The following is a 14,665-nucleotide window of genomic DNA, read 5'->3' as shown; positions in this document are numbered from 1 at the left end:
AAAGGGCCGGCGATGCACGATTGTTCGTCGCGACCGCCGCACGCTCAATGACCGAGCGTCTCTGAATTGTGCCCGTTCATGCGCGCGCGCTGCCAGGCGCCCGGCTGCGCGCCGATCACACGCTTGAAGGCCCGCGAGAACGCCGCATAGGACTCGTAGCCCACGGCCTGCGCCACCTGCGCGATCGACTCACCCTGCGCGAGCAGCCGCGCCGCGAGTTGCATGCGCAGCAACAGCAAGAACTGCAGCGGCGACTGGCCGCAGGCCTCGGCGAACTGGCGGAAGAAGGCCGCGCGCGACAGGTGCACGCGTGCGGCCATCTCGTCGACGGTCCAGGCCTGCTCGGGCGCCTGCAGCAGCTGCGACACCAGCGGCGCGAAGCCCGGGCGTCGCAGCAGCGCCCAAAGCCCGCGCGCCTGCGCCTCGCCGTGCGAGACGTGGCGCAGGCCGTAGAAGAACAGCAGGCCGGCCAGCCGGTCCATCAGCGCCGAGGGTTCCGAACCCGTGCGGTGCGCTTCGCTGCGCATCAGGTCGAACAGGGTCGCGGCCGAGGCGTTGGTGCGGTCGTCGGCTCGCAACAGCAGGCAGTCGGGAAAGGCATCCGTCACCAGCGCGCGGAAGGGCCCGTCGAAGGAGAAGAAGCCGCAGGCCAGGCCGGTCTCGCCGAGCGCAGCGGCAGACGACAGCGGCTGCATCGCGCGCGGCGCGCAGTCGATGGCCGGATCGCTGTAGGGCGAGAGGAAATGCGGCACGTCGCGCATCAGGAAGACGCCGTCGCGCGGCGTCAGCGCCACCGACGCGAGCCCAGGCCGGTGCAGCCAGCAGCGGCCGTCGAGGATCAGGTGGAAGCTCGCGCGGGCCCGGCCGGCGGTCGAGGCGCGCCAGCGGCCGCAGTACTGGCCGACGTGGAACACGCTGGCCTGCCATTCGAGGCCGTCGAGCAGCCAGTCCACCACGCGGTCGGTCTGGCCCTGGTGGTCGCTGTCGCTGTCGCGCGCAGGCGCCTGCCGCATGTCGTGCCCGGAATTCATCGCGCGAGTGTGGCGCCGGCGGCGCGCCAGGCCAACGAAGCTTTTCGCTTGAGCTTATGCCGCGGCGACATGTGGCAGCAGTGCATGCTGGCAAGGCAGCAACGCCACTGCGTCCACTGCTCGCGGCACAGCAGATGGGCCCGCCGCAAGCGGGTGCGGCGCTGGCCCGAAATCTGCAACCCTGTCCTTCTCACGCGCTCTGCACACCCTCGTCCACATCTTTCCAGAGACTCCCTTGAGCACCCTCGAACGCAACACCTGGCTGACCTCGCGCGGCCCGCTGCCCTACCTGCTGGCGCGCACTACCGCACCCAAGCCCGCGCCCGCGCTGCTCTTCCTGCATGGCGCGCGCGATCGCGGCCATGACCTCGACCTGCTGCTGCGCTGGGCGCCGCCACGCCTCGTCGCCGAATCGGCCGGCCTGCCCTATCACTTCATCGCGCCCCAGCTGCCCGAAGCCGCGACCTGGCCCGAGCGCGCCGACGATCTGCTGTCGCTGGTCGACGCGCTGGCCGCCTCGGGCACGGTCGACCCTGCGCGCGTGCTGATCGCGGGCTTCAGCCTGGGCGCGGCGGGCGCGTGGGAGATCGCGGCACGCCATCCCGGCCGCTTCGCCGGCCTGGTCGCGGTGTCGGGCCGGGTGCCGGAAACCGCTCGACCACAGGACCTGCGCGGCCTGCCCGTGCGCATCTTCCATGGCGGCAGCGACGACAAGCTGCCGGCCGCGGCGATCGAGGCCCACGTCGAGGCGCTGCGCCTGCAGGGCAACCCCGTGGCGTACACCCTCTATCCGGAAGGCGACCACTTCATCGCCGACCGGGCCTTCGCCGATCCGGAGCTGGAAGGCTGGCTGCTGGCGCGCAGGCGCACGGCCACCACGCCGCCGGACCGCGCCGCGTGACCCCTGCATCCGCTCAGCTCGAAATACCGACATGACCACCTCCATCACCACATCCGAAGCCACCCCCGCCGTCTCCGCGACCCGCCTGAGCGAGCGCTACCGCGATGCGGCACTGAACCCCGCCACCGCCTGGAACGAGACGCTCGACACGCTGATCGGCCACCGCTCGGTGCGGGCCTACCGGCCCGACCCGCTGCCCGAGGGCACGCTGGAACTGCTGGTCGCGGCCGCCCAATCGGCCCCCTCCTCGTCCAACCTCCAGCCCTGGAGCGTGGTGGTGGTCGAAGACCCCGAACGCAAGGCCCGGCTGGCGGCGCTCGCGGGCCACCAGAAGCACATCGTCCAGGCGCCGGTCTTCCTGCTCTGGCTGGTCGACCTGCACCGGCTGGAAGAAGTAGGCCGGGTCCTTTCGGTGCCGTCGGCCGCGCTGGACTATCTCGAAACCTTCCTGCTGGGCGCCATCGACACCGCGCTGGCCGCGCAGAACGCGGTGGTCGCGCTCGAGTCGCTGGGACTGGGGGCGGTCTACACCGGCGGCATCCGCAACAAGCCGGCCGAGGTCGCGGCCGAGCTCGGCCTGCCGCCGAACGTCTTCGCGCTGTTCGGCCTCGCGATCGGCCACCCGGACCCGGCCGCGCCGGCCTCGGTCAAGCCGCGCCTGCCGCAAGAGGCGGTGCTGTTCCGCGAACGGTACGGCGCGCCCGATGGCGGCGCCGCCGCGCTGGCCGCCTACGACCAGCGCCTGCGCAGCTTCCAGCGCGAGCAGGGCCTGCCCGAACGCGACTGGACTGAGCAGGCCACCCAGCGCGTGCGCGGCCCCGAGGCGCTGGCCGGACGCGACGCGCTGCACGCGGTGCTGCGGGGCTTGGGCTTCGGCCTCAAGTGACGGCCCCGCAGACCCGACGGCTTTGCGCCATGCAGGGCGCCCGATCGTCCCGCGTGACACTCTCGGACGAGATCGTGGCGCTCGACCAGGTGAACATGACGCCTCATTTGCGATCGGCGGGGGAAACCTTCGATCCGGCCCGCCGGCGCGTCGACCTGGCACGCGAACTGGCGCAGGGCGCCCGACTGCTCACGCTTCGGCGCCACGACGCGCTGGTGGCCTACCTGGAATACCTGCCTCCCCACGATGGCGCGCTTCGCGTCAAGTCCCTGCAGGTGCACCCGGCCCACCACGGCACCGCCGTGCTCCGACCGCTGCTCGCCCAGGCCGCCGACGCGATGGACGGATGGCCGGACGCCCTGCTCCAGTCCGGCGCGCATGCATCCAACGCGGCATCCATCCGGCTGCATCGAGGGCTGGGCTTCCGTTGGGTGGGTGAACGCGATGGCCGGTTCCTTTTCGAAGCCAAGGTCGCCGTCCTTCGATCGACGTTGTTGCGCTTTTCGTCCGGCACGCCACGCGCAGCCACACCGTGAGCCCGAGCCCGGAACCCTGCATGCGAGCGCTCCGGCGCCAGGTCGGTCCGGACCTCTTGCACTGTCCGGGCGTCGCCGCGGTCATTCGCGATACGGACCGACACCGGCCGCATCGTCGGCGGCGATGGCGCCCGCTGGATGCCGAGACGCGATCCACACGCCATTTCGCTCGAGAAGCGATACCGGTGCCGGCGTTGCCGTACCCATGGAGAGCCGGTTCGGCTGATGTCGAGTCCAGCTCGATGCGCAGCGCATGCGATCCCTTCGAACCGCTTCAGACCTCCTGCTGCGCCAATGCCATGACGTACCGCAATTCCAGCAGCCGTTTCCCGCCCCGCTCGCTGTCCTTTTGCCCTGTCGGATCGAGCGTCAACCCCATGGCCCGATAGAAGCGCAACGCACGCGCGTTCTCGGCCAACACCCAAAGGCTGACACGCTCGAAGCCTTGCAAGGCAAGCCGGCGCCGCGCCTCCGTCCACAGCAAGCCGCCGATGCCCTGCGCCCAATGATCGGGCGCCAGATAGATCGCGTGGACTTCTGCCTGCACGGCGTCCGCATCGGCGTCGCGAGAGGCACCGAAGGCAATCCAGCCGACGACGCCGGCGGCCCCTTTGGCGACGAGTACTTCAGGCGCCCCGCGGGCGATCGACTCGCGCCAGGCCGCCTCGCGTCGCGACACCGACATGGCCGCAAGAAATGGCGCCGGGATGATGCCCTCATAGGCGGCGCGCCAGGCTTCGACATGGATGCGCGCCACGGCCGCCGCGTCTTCGAGCGATGCCGGCACGATGCGCAGCGTCATGCAACAGGCGCCGGAGCGTGCGGTGAGGACAATGGAAGGTGCATGGTCGAGGGCTTGGCGGGAGAGTGCCAGCGCCTGTATACAACATCGGCGAACCCGCAAGGAGCGCGAGGTGCATCCGCGATCCACTGTCGGCACGGAAGCACCCGTCCCCAGCCAGATGCTGCCCTCGCCACAGCAGGAGCCCGTCATTGCGCCGCACCGCGCAGCGACCACGTGATCCGGCCCGAATGCACAGGCACCGCTCTTGCAACACGCAGGGGTTCCGCGCCATGCACAGCCCCTCCTCGCCTTCCCCTCCTCTCATGTTCAAAGCCTTCGAGTCCTTCATCCATGGCACCCGCACGCCGAGCCCGCAGGCACCACCGCCGCAGCTCGGCGCCTTCTACTGGCACTTCATCCGCCAGACCAAGGGCCCCTACCTCGCGATGCTCGCTACTTGCGTGCTGGTGGCGCTGGCCGACATGGGCATCCCGGTCGTGCTCGGGCAGATCGTCAAGCTGCTCGAGGCGCCCGACCGCGCGGCGGCGCTGGCCGCGCACGGCACGAAGCTGGCCGCGATGCTGGGCCTGATCCTGCTGCTGCGGCCGATGCTGCAGGCGGTGGACATCGCGGTGCGCCACAACCTGCTGATCCCCGGCGTCACGACGCTGGTGCGCTGGCAGAGCCACTGGCACGTGGTGCGCCAGAGCTGGCCCTTCTTCCAGAAGGATTTCGCGGGCCGCATCGCCAACCGCGTGATGCAGACCGCCGAAGCCGTGCGCGACAGCGTGCTGTCGTCGATCCGGGCGCTGACCTTCATCACCACCTACGGCGTGATCACGCTGGTGCTGACCGCACTGGCCGACTGGCGGCTGGGGCTGCCCACGCTGGTCTGGATCGCCTGCTACGCGGGCTTCCTGCGCTTCTTCGTGCCGCGGCTGCGCGAGCTGGCGCGCGCCCGCTCGGAACTGCGTTCGGGCGTGGTGGCGCGCGTGGTCGACAGCTACACCAACATCCTCACGGTCAAGCTCTTCGCGCGCGTGGCCGAGGAGGACCAGTACGTGCGCGAGGTGATCGATGCCCACCAGCGCACCATCGCCGGCCACATGCGCATGACCGCGCGCTTCCTGCTCACGCTCAACGTGATGAACGCGCTGCTGCTGACCAGCACCACGGCCGTCGGCCTCTCCCTCTGGAGCCAGGGTGTGGTGAGCGCCGCGCAGGTGGCGACCGCCCTGCCGCTGGCCTGGCAGATCGCCAACGCCTCGGGCTGGGTCTCGTTCGAGATCGCCGGCATCTTCGAGAACATTGGCACAGTGCAGGACGGCATGGAGACCATCGGCGTGCCGCATGCACTGCTGGATGCCCCCGATGCCCGGGCGCTCGAGGTCACGCGCGGCGAAATCCGCTTCGAACAGCTCGACTTCGCCTACGGCGGCACGCGACCGGTGATCGACGGGCTCGATCTGGTGGTCAAGCCGGGCGAGCGCGTGGGCCTGGTCGGCCGCTCGGGTTCGGGCAAGTCGACGCTGGTGAACCTGTTGCTGCGCTTCTACGATGCCGAGCGCGGCCGCATCGTGATCGACGGGCAGGACGTGCGAGATGTGACGCAGGAGAGCCTGCGCGCGGCGATCGGGCTGGTCACGCAGGACACCTCGCTGCTGCACCGCTCGATCGCGGAGAACGTGGGTTACGGTCGACCGCAGTCCACGCCTGCCGAGATCGAACAGGCCGCGCGCACCGCGCAGGCGCACGACTTCATCTCGCAGCTCAGCGACTGGCGCGGCCGCACGGGCTATGACGCGCAGGTCGGCGAGCGCGGCGTGAAGCTCTCGGGCGGCCAGCGCCAGCGCATCGCGATTGCGCGGGTGATCCTGAAGAACGCGCCGATCTTGGTGCTCGACGAGGCCACCTCGGCGCTCGACAGCGAGATCGAGGCCGCGATTCAGGAACAGTTGATCGGCCTGATGGAGGGCAAGACCGTGATCGCGATCGCGCACCGCCTCTCGACCATCGCGCGCATGGACCGGCTGGTGGTGCTCGACCAGGGCCGCATCGTCGAGCAGGGCACGCATGCCGAGCTGCTCGCGCTGGGCGGGCACTATGCGGGGCTGTGGCGCCACCAGTCGGGCGGTTTCCTCGCGGACGAGCCGGAAGACACGCTGCCGCTGGCGGCCTGAAGCCGGGCGGTCCCCGCGCCACCCAGGCCACCGATCAGCGCAGGGCCGCTGTCTTGAGCCTGGCCTCCACCGCCGTGCCCTTGAAGAAGTCCGCATTGGCTTCGGTGTAGAGGCGGTAGGGGTTCTCGAACACATAGGCCTTGAAGTCGGCCTCGCTGATCACGCCTTCGTCGACCAGGCCATGCGCCTGGGCCAGCGCGTCGGTCAGGTCCGGCACGTCCCAGTGGCCGACGTCGGAGGAATAGATCGCATTGACCTTCACGCCCAGCGGGTTGGCCTTGTCGTTGAAGGCATGGGCCACCGTGCGGTCGTCGGATTCCGAACCGAAGAAGAAGCTGTCGACCCACTGGCGCTTGATGTCCTCGGCGCTGCAGATGCCGGCCTTCCCGAAGTCCTCGAGCTCGTCGGCCGAGGGCTGGCGCGCGTCACGGGTGTAGCGCCGGCCCAGCGTGTCACGGATCAGGTCTTCACCCTCGATCGAGCGGCCCTGCGTGAGCTCGCTGCCGTAGCGCTCGAACAGCGAGGTCAGCAGCGCGCGGTCGGTCGCGGCCGGGTCGTAGTGCGCCAGGCCCTCGAGGCTGCGCTTCTCGAAGCGGTCGACCAGGTGGATGTAGACGCGCGCACCCCAGTCGGCGCCGCCCTCGAGCAGGCCCACGCGCAGCTGCGGGAAGCGCTTCGTCACGCCACCGAAGAACAGCGCCTTGGCAAAGGCCTCGGAGCCGTCGGCGAAGTGACCGATGTGGTTGAACATGTAGTTCGAGATCGAGCTGCGGCCGGTCCAGCCCTGGCTGCCGTAGTGCGTGAGCACCGGCACGCCGAGCTCGACCACCTTGGCCCAGAAGGGGTCGTAGTCGTGCTCGCTGTCGATGCCGTAGAAGTCCTCGTAGGAGATGTACTTGCGCAGCTCCGGGTACTCGGCCAGCGGGAAGCGCTGGGCCAGCGCCTTGATCGGCCGCTTCACGCTGCCCGCGATGTTGATCGCCTTCAGGCCCAGCACGTTGACCGCGTACTCGAGCTGCTCGATGCCCTCCTGCGGCGTGTTCAGCGCGATGCCGGCCACGGGCGTCAGGCGGTCGCTGTACTTGCGATAAAGATCGGCGTGGTAGTGGTTGAGCGCCTTCTGAAGCGCGCCACGCGCCTCGGGGTCGCGCACGCCCAGCGGCGCGAGCACGTTGTTCGGGAACAGCACCGAGTAGTCCGAACCCTGCTCTTCCTGCCGCTCGTAGAGCAGCTCGGGCAGGTGGTAGGTCGCGACGTCGAGCGTGTTCTTGGTCACCCGCGCCCACCAGGGCGAGCGGATGGTGCGGAAGTGCTGGCGCTCGACGGGCGTCTGCTCGTACCAGCTCTTGCCGTTGCCGATGCCGCCGCGCCCGGCGCGCTCCTCGCCAGCCTTTCGCAGCACATCGACCAGATGCACGCCGGCATAGGTCGCAACGTAGTCCTCGACGGCGGGTGCGTAGTCGTTGGTGTGGACGTCGGTGTCGATCACCGGGTAGTCGAGGTTTTCTTTCACCGCGACGGAAGGCGATGCATGGATGCGGCTGAGACGGTCGTTCATGGCGCGTGGCTCCTGGGGTTGGATCGTGGAGGGTTCGAGGCGACCGCCCAGGGCGGGCGATGCCTGCGCTTCCATTGCAGAGCGCGTGCCAGCGGAAATGGCCCTGGAAGGGTCTTCGAATGCTCGGCGCTGCGCAGCGATCCCTCCGGTCTGCTGTCGCGCGCACAGCCGCGCACCGGCGCGCGTTGCCAGCGCAGCACTCAGGAGCGCGCCCACCACGGCGCACGCAGCGTGCCGCCGCGCAGCCCGCCATGCGCCTGGATCACGCCGCGCCAGGAGCCGTCGATGTCGTGCGTGTCGGTGCGGTCCGTCCAGCTCGTGTCGGGCACGCGCTCGCCGCCGGCACGCATGCGCGCCGGCGGGCGTTCGGCGGTTGGGTCGGTCGGGCGCGGCGGGGGCACGAGGCGAAGGCGAAAGCTCATGTCTGCTCCTTGGTTCGTTCGCGATGGCGGTTGGGGCCGCAGCATTTCGCACGCCACCTTGCCTCAGACCGAGGCCAGCGCTTAGAAGCATTCGGTGCTTGCTTATCCGGAAACATGCTCACGCGCAAGTCCGTCATGGCTGGCAGCTTCTGCACCGTGCGCAACACGGCCCCCCCGCTCAAGCACAACGCCCCCTTCCCCTTCCATGCCGACCCGTGCGGAACCGCCCGTGCCACAAATCTTCATCGCCATCGCGGTCCCCATTTCCGTGAGATCTTCGTGACGAACGACAGTCTTCGAGGCGAAGGCACGTCTTGAATTGGCCATCATTCGCGCCTGGCCTCAAGCGATTCCGCATTGAAGCCCATCTGTCAACGAAACATTTCCAACGGACCCGCCATGCATCGAAGAACCCAGCTCACCGCGACGCTGCCGCTGTTGATCCTTCTCTGCGCCTGTGCGGGCCAGCCCGAAATCCCCACAGGGGCGACGGGGTCCCCGACGGTGGCCTCGGCCGCAGAGGATGCCAACGCAACCCTGGTGCGCCAGGCCGCGGCCTTGATCGGCGCAAGGAAGCCAGCGCAGGCCTTGGCGCTGGCACAACAAGCCATCGCCGGGTACGAAAAGAAATTTCGACAGGACGCCGTCCTGTCGTACTCCGCCCGATCCTTGGCCGAGACCCTGTGGTACGCGTCTGAGGGCGCGAAAACCCAGACGTCGGCCCGGGTTCAGGGGCCCGAGTGGGGCCAGGCCTACTTCCTGGCAGGGTATGCGCTGGTCGACCTGCATCGCATCCCGGAAGCGAAGCAAGCGTTCGACACCGCGATCCGGCTGTCGCCACGCAACTCGCAATACCTTTCCGAGCGCGCGCAGATCGACGCGCTCGAGCACGATTGGCATGCGTCCTTCGACGGGTTCAAGACGGCGCTGGAGGCTGCGGAGATCACGCCACCGGAATCGAAGACGGCCGAGACCACGCGTGCGCTGCGGGGCATGGCCTTCGCCCAGGTCGAGCTCGGAGACTTCGAGGCGGCCAAGGCGCTGCACGCACGCGTGCTCGGACTGGATCCCGGCAACACGGTGTCGAAGAATGAACTCCGGTACATCCAGACCCAGATCCAGCGTCGTGGCCGGGTGACGGCATCCCCCGTCGCCGCACCGCCGCCGGCCTCGCCCATGCCGGCCCCCGCCGAGCCGCGCGTCACGCGCTAGGTGTGAAGCGTCAGGAAGTCATCGCTTGAGGGGCTGAGTCTGGGCATGGACACGAGCGCGGTGCCGCCGGTGCCGGCGTGTGCGCGATGCCAGTGGTACCCGACGCGGGAGCGCTCGCCCCGTCCACACCCATCGTGCATGCAGCCGTCGGCGCGCCATCTGCTGTGCCACGGCCAGGACCGGCCGAAAGCCGTGGCCGACGCCACGCCTGATCGGCGCGATTTGCTGCGCTGCCATGCCATGGGTCGACCGGCGCCCCGAACGCCCCCCTATGGACGCTGCGCGACATCGTCCTGGCGCCACAAGGCCTTCAAATGCTCGACGAACCACTGGCCCGCGGGCCCTGGCGGTTGCGAGGCCCGGTGCCAGGCCGACATCGTCAGGATGAAACCGGAGCGCGGCATGTCGTCCACGTCCAGCACGACCAGCGTCCCCGGGCGATGTCCTGCGCGATCATGTGCAGGGGCATGCCGCCCCATCCCACGCCGTCCTTGAGGAACGCGTGCTTGGTCGACAGGTCGGCCAGGCGCCAGGTCGATGGCGATGCGACGGCGCACTCCCGCCCCATCGTCAGGTCGGACCTGTCGGTGAGCACGAGCTGCACGTGCCTGCTCAACTCGCGCCGGGGGATGCGGCCACCGAAGCGCGCCAGCGGATGGTCGGCGGCAGCCACCGCCAGACGCGGCGCTGTTCCTCGCGTCCGACCAGAGCTCCTACATGACGGGTGCGGACCTGATGAAAGACGGCGGGGTCGGGCAGGTCTGAAGTGCAGGCGCGCCTGGGCGGGCGTTCCGGCACCCGACCGCTCAGGCCGCGGGCGCGCCTGCCAGCATCCAGGTCAACGCCGCGGCCAGGTCGGCGCGGTACTGCGCGCTCACCTCGCACGGCACGAAGTCGAAGCCATGGATGCCGCCCGGGTAGACATGCGCTTCGACCCGCACGCCCGCGCGCGACAGCCGCAACGCATAGGCGACGTCTTCTTCGAGAAACAGGTCGAGCGCGCCCACCGCGATGAAGGTCGGCGGCAGTGCATGCAGGTCCGGCGCCAGGGCGGGCACGAGGTACGGCAGCCATCGCGCATCGATCGCCGCGTCGCCGCGCAAGGCAGCCCACGCGAAGCGGTTGTGCCGGACGGTCCACAGGAACTCGCCCGTGCTCGGGTTGTGCACCGGCGCATCGTCGGTGCCCGTGCGCGGATCGAGCATCGGATAGACCAGCACCTGGCCCGCCACGGCGTGCTCACCCCGGTCGCGCGCCAGCAGCGTGAGCATGGCGGCGAGGCCTCCGCCCGCGCTCTCGCCCATCACGATGATCCGTGCGGGGTCCACACCCAGCGCGTCGGCCTGCGCGAACAGCCAGACCAGTGCGGCATGCGCGTCCTGCAGCGCGGCCGGGAACGGCGACTCCGGGGCCAAGCGGTACTGCACCGACACCACCAGCGCTCGATGCTGCTGCGCCATCGCGTCGTTGGCCGCCGAGAACATGTCGGGCGTGCCGGAAATGAAGCCGCTCGCATGGAGGAACAGGATGGCGGGCAGGCGTTCGCTGCCGACCTGCCGGGGCCGATGGATCAGGACCCGGACCGGCGCCGATCCAGGTGCGCCCGGGATCACGCGTTCCTCGAAGGTCGGTGCAAGCGCAGGAAAGAGGCTGGCCAGATTCGCGCGATATTCCGCGATCGGCTGTTGGCTCGGATCGAAGGCAGCGAACGTCAGCGCCAACTGACGCGCCGCGGGATCGACCATGCAGAGGGTGGTCATGGACGGGCCTTTGCGATTGATTCGATCGTCATACCTGCGCCATGCCGCCATCGACGCAGAGCTCGGCGCCGGTGGTGAAGCTGCTGTCGTCACTGGCCAGGAAGAGCGCGGCCGCGGCCACTTCATCGGCGCGTCCGAGGCGGCCCAGCGGAATCAGCTTCGTGAGGCCATCGCGCACCGCGTCGGACACCGCATCGAACATCGCGGTGTCGATCGGGCCCGGGCTCACGACATTGACGCGGATGCGCCGCGGCGCGAGTTCGTTGGCCCAGGTGCGCGCAAAGGAACGCAACGCGGCCTTGCTGGCACCGTAGACGCCGTAGCCCTTGGTGCCGATCGCGCCGGCGATCGAGCCGACCAGCACGATGCTTCCGCCATCGGGCATGAGCTCGATCGCGCCTTGGGCTGCAAAAAGCGCCGAGCGCACGTTCAGCCCGAAGGTCCGGTCGAAATGGTCCTCGCCGATGCTTCCCAGCGTCGCGTGTTCGGAAATGCCGGCATTGACCACGAGCACGTCGATGCGGCCCGCTTCCGCGCGGACCCTGGCGAAGACGCGCGCGAGATCCGCTGCGCTCCCTGCATCGGCGCGCACGGTGCGAAGACGGCCTGCGCCATCGCCCCAAGGCCCATCCGACACACCCTCCATCGCCGCGCGGCTGGTCGCATGGGCATCCGCCCCTTCGGCCGCAAAGCGTTGCGCAATGGCCGCGCCGATGCCGCTGCCACCACCGACCACCAACACGACTTTTTTCGTCAACTTGCCCATCTGAAGACTCCATCTGAAATTGATGGAGACGATGGTATAGATCCTATATCTACGGTCAATTACGCACTATATTTAGCGTAGATATCAAGGAGTAGACCGATGCCCCGTGCCACCGCCCCACCCGCCGTCAAGGCCACCAGGTCCAGCCCGGCGAAGCAGGAGGTCGCCGACGTCGCGCTGATCGATGCGCGCAAGACGCGGCCGATCCTGGAGCACATCGCCAACAAATGGTCGGTGCTGATCCTGACGGTGCTGTGCGAGAAGCCGTCGCGCTTCAACGAGATCCTGCGCCGGCTCGACGTCATCACGCACAAGGCGCTCGCCGATGCGCTCAAGCGCCTGGAACGCAACGGCCTGGTCCGGCGCGAGGTGCTGCCCACCAAGCCGGTGGGCGTCGAGTACACGATCACGCCGCTGGGCCGTTCGCTGCAGCAGCCGTTTGCAGCGCTCTACGCGTGGGCGCTGAGCTACGGCCCCGAACTCGAACGCGCCCAGAGCGAATACGACCGCATGCAGGATTGAGAACCGTCTCTTCACGGCCTCCGCGGTGCAGGCTCGGCGTCGGACGGGATAGCACGTGAAGCGCGGCGCGATAAGTAACGCCGTCAGCGTGCGATAACTCACTCGCCTGCACGTTACTCCAGGAGCAACAGAATTACCGTAGGCATACTGACCCGACTTCGACGGGTCTCGACATGCCGGACAAACCTCTGCTCACAACTGCACAACTTCGGGAACTCTTCAATGAGCACAAGCCGGAGATCCTCAACGTCTTGGCCATGGCGGGTGCCACATATCTGGGCATCCAAAACATAGTGAGGGCCGCGGCCCCGGCGATCGCCGCTTTCGTCGAAGCAGCGACGCCCACGCTAAGGGCGCTGAGCCGGGTCGACTGGCCGAGTGTCCAGAAGAAGCTCGACGAGCTTCCCGAGCGATCGAGGGACGCCATGAAGTTGGCCGCAGCCAGCGGCTGGTTCTTTGGCTGGAACGACTCGCTCGAGGACGTTTTCAAGCTGCTTGACAAACTAGAGGCGTCGGCTGCGGGCTCGATCGACGCCGCCACTGTCGACCAGGTATTCGAGGAGTACTTCACCCACAACTTTGACTCCATCAAGTCGCGGCTGGTTGCACAGTACCCTGCTCGCGCCCAAGCGATCGAAGCGGCGGCGTATGCCCACCTCTCACATTTGTTCGACGGCGCATATTTGTCGATCCCCGTCTTTATCGCGCAGGCCGACGGCCTACTAAGCGAAATCGCACAGATCAAATCGGTGTTCCAGAAGACCGGCCGCGAGGCGCTGGAGGAGAAAATCGCTCAGTGGAGCGCAGTGGACCCTGAGATCAGTGGACTTCTCCAGCCGTTGATCAAGTTCGCCGACCTTGACCTCCTGCTGAACCCGATGCAACGGGATGCCAAGGCTGCGGGCGGAAAGTTCACCGCCTTGAACCGCCATCAAGTGATGCACGGGGAGGTTTCCGACTACGGCACGCGGCTGAACAGCCTGAAGGCTTTCTCCCTTCTCTCCTTTGTTGGGCTGCACGTGCCGCTGGTGATCGAATCTGTGCTGCATACGATCGCCTCAGCAGCTCCCCCAGCGCCGACCGTCTCGTCTCCCGAGCTAAGCTAGAACAGCCCCGCCGGTTCCACCGCGCGGTCCCAGCTGTAGATGATCAGCTCCTGCCGCTCGGCCCGCTTGGCGCCGCCGCCTACCGTGTAGTCGATCGCCAAGCTCTCCATGTCGAAGCCCTCGAAACACCGCCGGATGTCCGGGTGGTCGTTGAGGCTGATGATCGCCTTGCCTTTGAGCTGGCGCAGCTTGGCGGCCATCAGGTCGTACTGGGGCCACTCGAAGGGCACACCGTAGCCCTCAGTCTGCCAGTACGGCGGGTCCAGGTAGAAAAGCGTGTGCGGCCGGTCATAGCGGTCCATGCAAGCCCCCCAGTCGAGCTGCTCGATGTAGGCGCTGGCCAGGCGCAGATGCGCAGCGCTCAGGTTCTCCTCGATCCTCAGGAGGTTGATGGCGGGCGCGGTGGTGGCAGTGCCCCAGGTCTGGCCGTCGACGCGCCCGCCAAAGGCCTGCTGCTGCAGGTAGAAGAACCGCGCCGCCCGCTGCACGTCGGTCAGGGCCTCGGGCGGGGTGGCCTGGGTCCACTTGAAGATCTGGCGGCTGGACAGCGCGTACTTGAACTGCCGGACGAACTCTTCCAGGTGGTGCTTGACCACCCGGTACAGGTTGACCAGGTCGCCGTTCACGTCGTTGATCACCTCGACTTCGGCGGGGTGGCGCAGGAAGTACAGCGCGGCCCCTCCGGCGAACACCTCGACATAGCAGCCGTGCGCCGGGAAGCGGCTCAGCAGGAGGTCAGCCAGGCGGCGCTTGCCTCCGAGCCAGGGAATGATGGGTGCGGGGTTCATGAGTCGCTCTTTCGGTTGAAAGGCGCTCAGGGCGCTCAGGTAAGGAGCTCGTGGCTCTCAAGGTGTTCAGGGCCCCGCAGCGGGGGCATTTGATGACCAGGTGCGTGTACACGCCGCTGCCCAGCTTGCGGCCGCAGGCGCCGCATCGTATTTCTTCCATTTGCAAGCCAGTTCCTCTATTTGGAAATTTGGTAGGCTCGGCCGCACTCTGTA

At 68.3% G+C, this 14,665-nt stretch carries 16 protein-coding genes; 7 read left to right on the top strand and 9 right to left on the bottom strand.

The annotated features are described in order from the left end of the window. Positions 1 to 44: 44 nt before the first annotated feature. Complete coding sequence (locus tag K0H49_RS10960) at positions 45 to 1,013, bottom strand: AraC family transcriptional regulator (RefSeq protein ID WP_219213221.1); 969 nt, start codon at positions 1,011 to 1,013, stop codon at positions 45 to 47. A gap of 253 nt (positions 1,014 to 1,266) precedes the next feature. Here K0H49_RS10960 and K0H49_RS10955 point away from each other — a divergent pair, with 253 nt between their 5' ends. Genes K0H49_RS10955 through K0H49_RS10945 form a run of 3 tightly spaced genes read left to right on the top strand, consistent with a single transcriptional unit; the run spans position 1,267 to position 3,354 of the window. After that, the gene (locus K0H49_RS10955) at positions 1,267 to 1,932 is read left to right on the top strand and encodes a carboxylesterase family protein (RefSeq protein ID WP_219211979.1); all 666 of its coding nucleotides are present in this window, start codon (positions 1,267 to 1,269) and stop codon (positions 1,930 to 1,932) included. 31 nt (positions 1,933 to 1,963) lie between these two features. Further along, positions 1,964 to 2,818, top strand: a complete 855-nt coding sequence (locus K0H49_RS10950; protein ID WP_219211977.1) for an NADPH-dependent oxidoreductase — start codon at positions 1,964 to 1,966, stop codon at positions 2,816 to 2,818. A gap of 53 nt (positions 2,819 to 2,871) precedes the next feature. After that, the gene (locus tag K0H49_RS10945; RefSeq protein WP_219211976.1) at positions 2,872 to 3,354 is read left to right on the top strand and encodes a GNAT family N-acetyltransferase; all 483 of its coding nucleotides are present in this window, start codon (positions 2,872 to 2,874) and stop codon (positions 3,352 to 3,354) included. Positions 3,355 to 3,628: 274 nt separating this feature from the next. Here the strand turns inward: K0H49_RS10945 and K0H49_RS10940 are convergent, their stop codons facing one another. Then, on the bottom strand, positions 3,629 to 4,156 hold the full coding sequence (locus tag K0H49_RS10940; RefSeq protein WP_219211975.1) for a GNAT family N-acetyltransferase: 528 nt from the start codon (positions 4,154 to 4,156) through the stop codon (positions 3,629 to 3,631). A 305-nt stretch (positions 4,157 to 4,461) separates the two neighbouring features. Here K0H49_RS10940 and K0H49_RS10935 point away from each other — a divergent pair, with 305 nt between their 5' ends. Beyond that, positions 4,462 to 6,318 carry an ABC transporter ATP-binding protein gene (locus tag K0H49_RS10935; protein ID WP_219211974.1) on the top strand — a complete coding sequence of 619 codons (1,857 nt, stop codon included), beginning with the start codon at positions 4,462 to 4,464 and terminating at the stop codon, positions 6,316 to 6,318. Positions 6,319 to 6,352: 34 nt separating this feature from the next. Here the strand turns inward: K0H49_RS10935 and K0H49_RS10930 are convergent, their stop codons facing one another. Beyond that, on the bottom strand, positions 6,353 to 7,876 hold the full coding sequence (locus tag K0H49_RS10930; protein ID WP_219211973.1) for an amidohydrolase family protein: 1,524 nt from the start codon (positions 7,874 to 7,876) through the stop codon (positions 6,353 to 6,355). Positions 7,877 to 8,076: 200 nt separating this feature from the next. Continuing rightward, a complete protein-coding gene (locus tag K0H49_RS10925; RefSeq protein ID WP_219211972.1) occupies positions 8,077 to 8,298 on the bottom strand; it encodes a hypothetical protein in 222 nt (73 codons plus the stop codon). Between the two features lie 399 nt (positions 8,299 to 8,697). Between K0H49_RS10925 and K0H49_RS10920 the strand changes: the two genes are divergently transcribed. Further along, on the top strand, positions 8,698 to 9,510 hold the full coding sequence (locus K0H49_RS10920) for a tetratricopeptide repeat protein (RefSeq protein WP_219211971.1): 813 nt from the start codon (positions 8,698 to 8,700) through the stop codon (positions 9,508 to 9,510). A 379-nt stretch (positions 9,511 to 9,889) separates the two neighbouring features. Here the strand turns inward: K0H49_RS10920 and K0H49_RS10915 are convergent, their stop codons facing one another. From K0H49_RS10915 to K0H49_RS10905, 3 genes are all read right to left on the bottom strand, one after another. Continuing rightward, complete coding sequence (locus tag K0H49_RS10915) at positions 9,890 to 10,183, bottom strand: LysR substrate-binding domain-containing protein (RefSeq protein ID WP_219211970.1); 294 nt, start codon at positions 10,181 to 10,183, stop codon at positions 9,890 to 9,892. Between the two features lie 133 nt (positions 10,184 to 10,316). Then, positions 10,317 to 11,270, bottom strand: coding sequence for an alpha/beta hydrolase (locus K0H49_RS10910; RefSeq protein ID WP_219211969.1), 954 nt, complete (start codon positions 11,268 to 11,270; stop codon positions 10,317 to 10,319). A gap of 28 nt (positions 11,271 to 11,298) precedes the next feature. Then, positions 11,299 to 12,036, bottom strand: coding sequence for an SDR family NAD(P)-dependent oxidoreductase (locus K0H49_RS10905; RefSeq protein WP_219211968.1), 738 nt, complete (start codon positions 12,034 to 12,036; stop codon positions 11,299 to 11,301). A 99-nt stretch (positions 12,037 to 12,135) separates the two neighbouring features. Here K0H49_RS10905 and K0H49_RS10900 point away from each other — a divergent pair, with 99 nt between their 5' ends. Then, the gene (locus K0H49_RS10900) at positions 12,136 to 12,558 is read left to right on the top strand and encodes a winged helix-turn-helix transcriptional regulator (protein ID WP_219211965.1); all 423 of its coding nucleotides are present in this window, start codon (positions 12,136 to 12,138) and stop codon (positions 12,556 to 12,558) included. 173 nt (positions 12,559 to 12,731) lie between these two features. Then, positions 12,732 to 13,664 carry a hypothetical protein gene (locus tag K0H49_RS10895; protein ID WP_219211963.1) on the top strand — a complete coding sequence of 311 codons (933 nt, stop codon included), beginning with the start codon at positions 12,732 to 12,734 and terminating at the stop codon, positions 13,662 to 13,664. Here K0H49_RS10895 and K0H49_RS10890 read toward each other — a convergent pair. Together K0H49_RS10890 and K0H49_RS10885 are read right to left on the bottom strand one after the other, a co-directional pair. Continuing rightward, positions 13,661 to 14,452: a DNA adenine methylase gene (locus tag K0H49_RS10890; RefSeq protein WP_219211961.1), complete on the bottom strand. Its 792-nt coding sequence runs from the start codon at positions 14,450 to 14,452 to the stop codon at positions 13,661 to 13,663. The two genes, K0H49_RS10895 and K0H49_RS10890, sit on opposite strands and share 4 nt — an antisense overlap. Further along, positions 14,400 to 14,612 (bottom strand): Com family DNA-binding transcriptional regulator, encoded by a 213-nt coding sequence (locus K0H49_RS10885; RefSeq protein ID WP_219213218.1) that lies wholly within the window; start codon positions 14,610 to 14,612, stop codon positions 14,400 to 14,402. The genes K0H49_RS10890 and K0H49_RS10885 overlap by 53 nt, the downstream gene beginning before the upstream one ends. Positions 14,613 to 14,665: the final 53 nt, after the last annotated feature.

This window comes from Variovorax boronicumulans, from assembly GCF_019352895.1.
Classification (GTDB): domain Bacteria; phylum Pseudomonadota; class Gammaproteobacteria; order Burkholderiales; family Burkholderiaceae_C; genus Variovorax; species Variovorax boronicumulans_A.
This window is presented reverse-complemented; position numbering and strand designations above follow the sequence as displayed.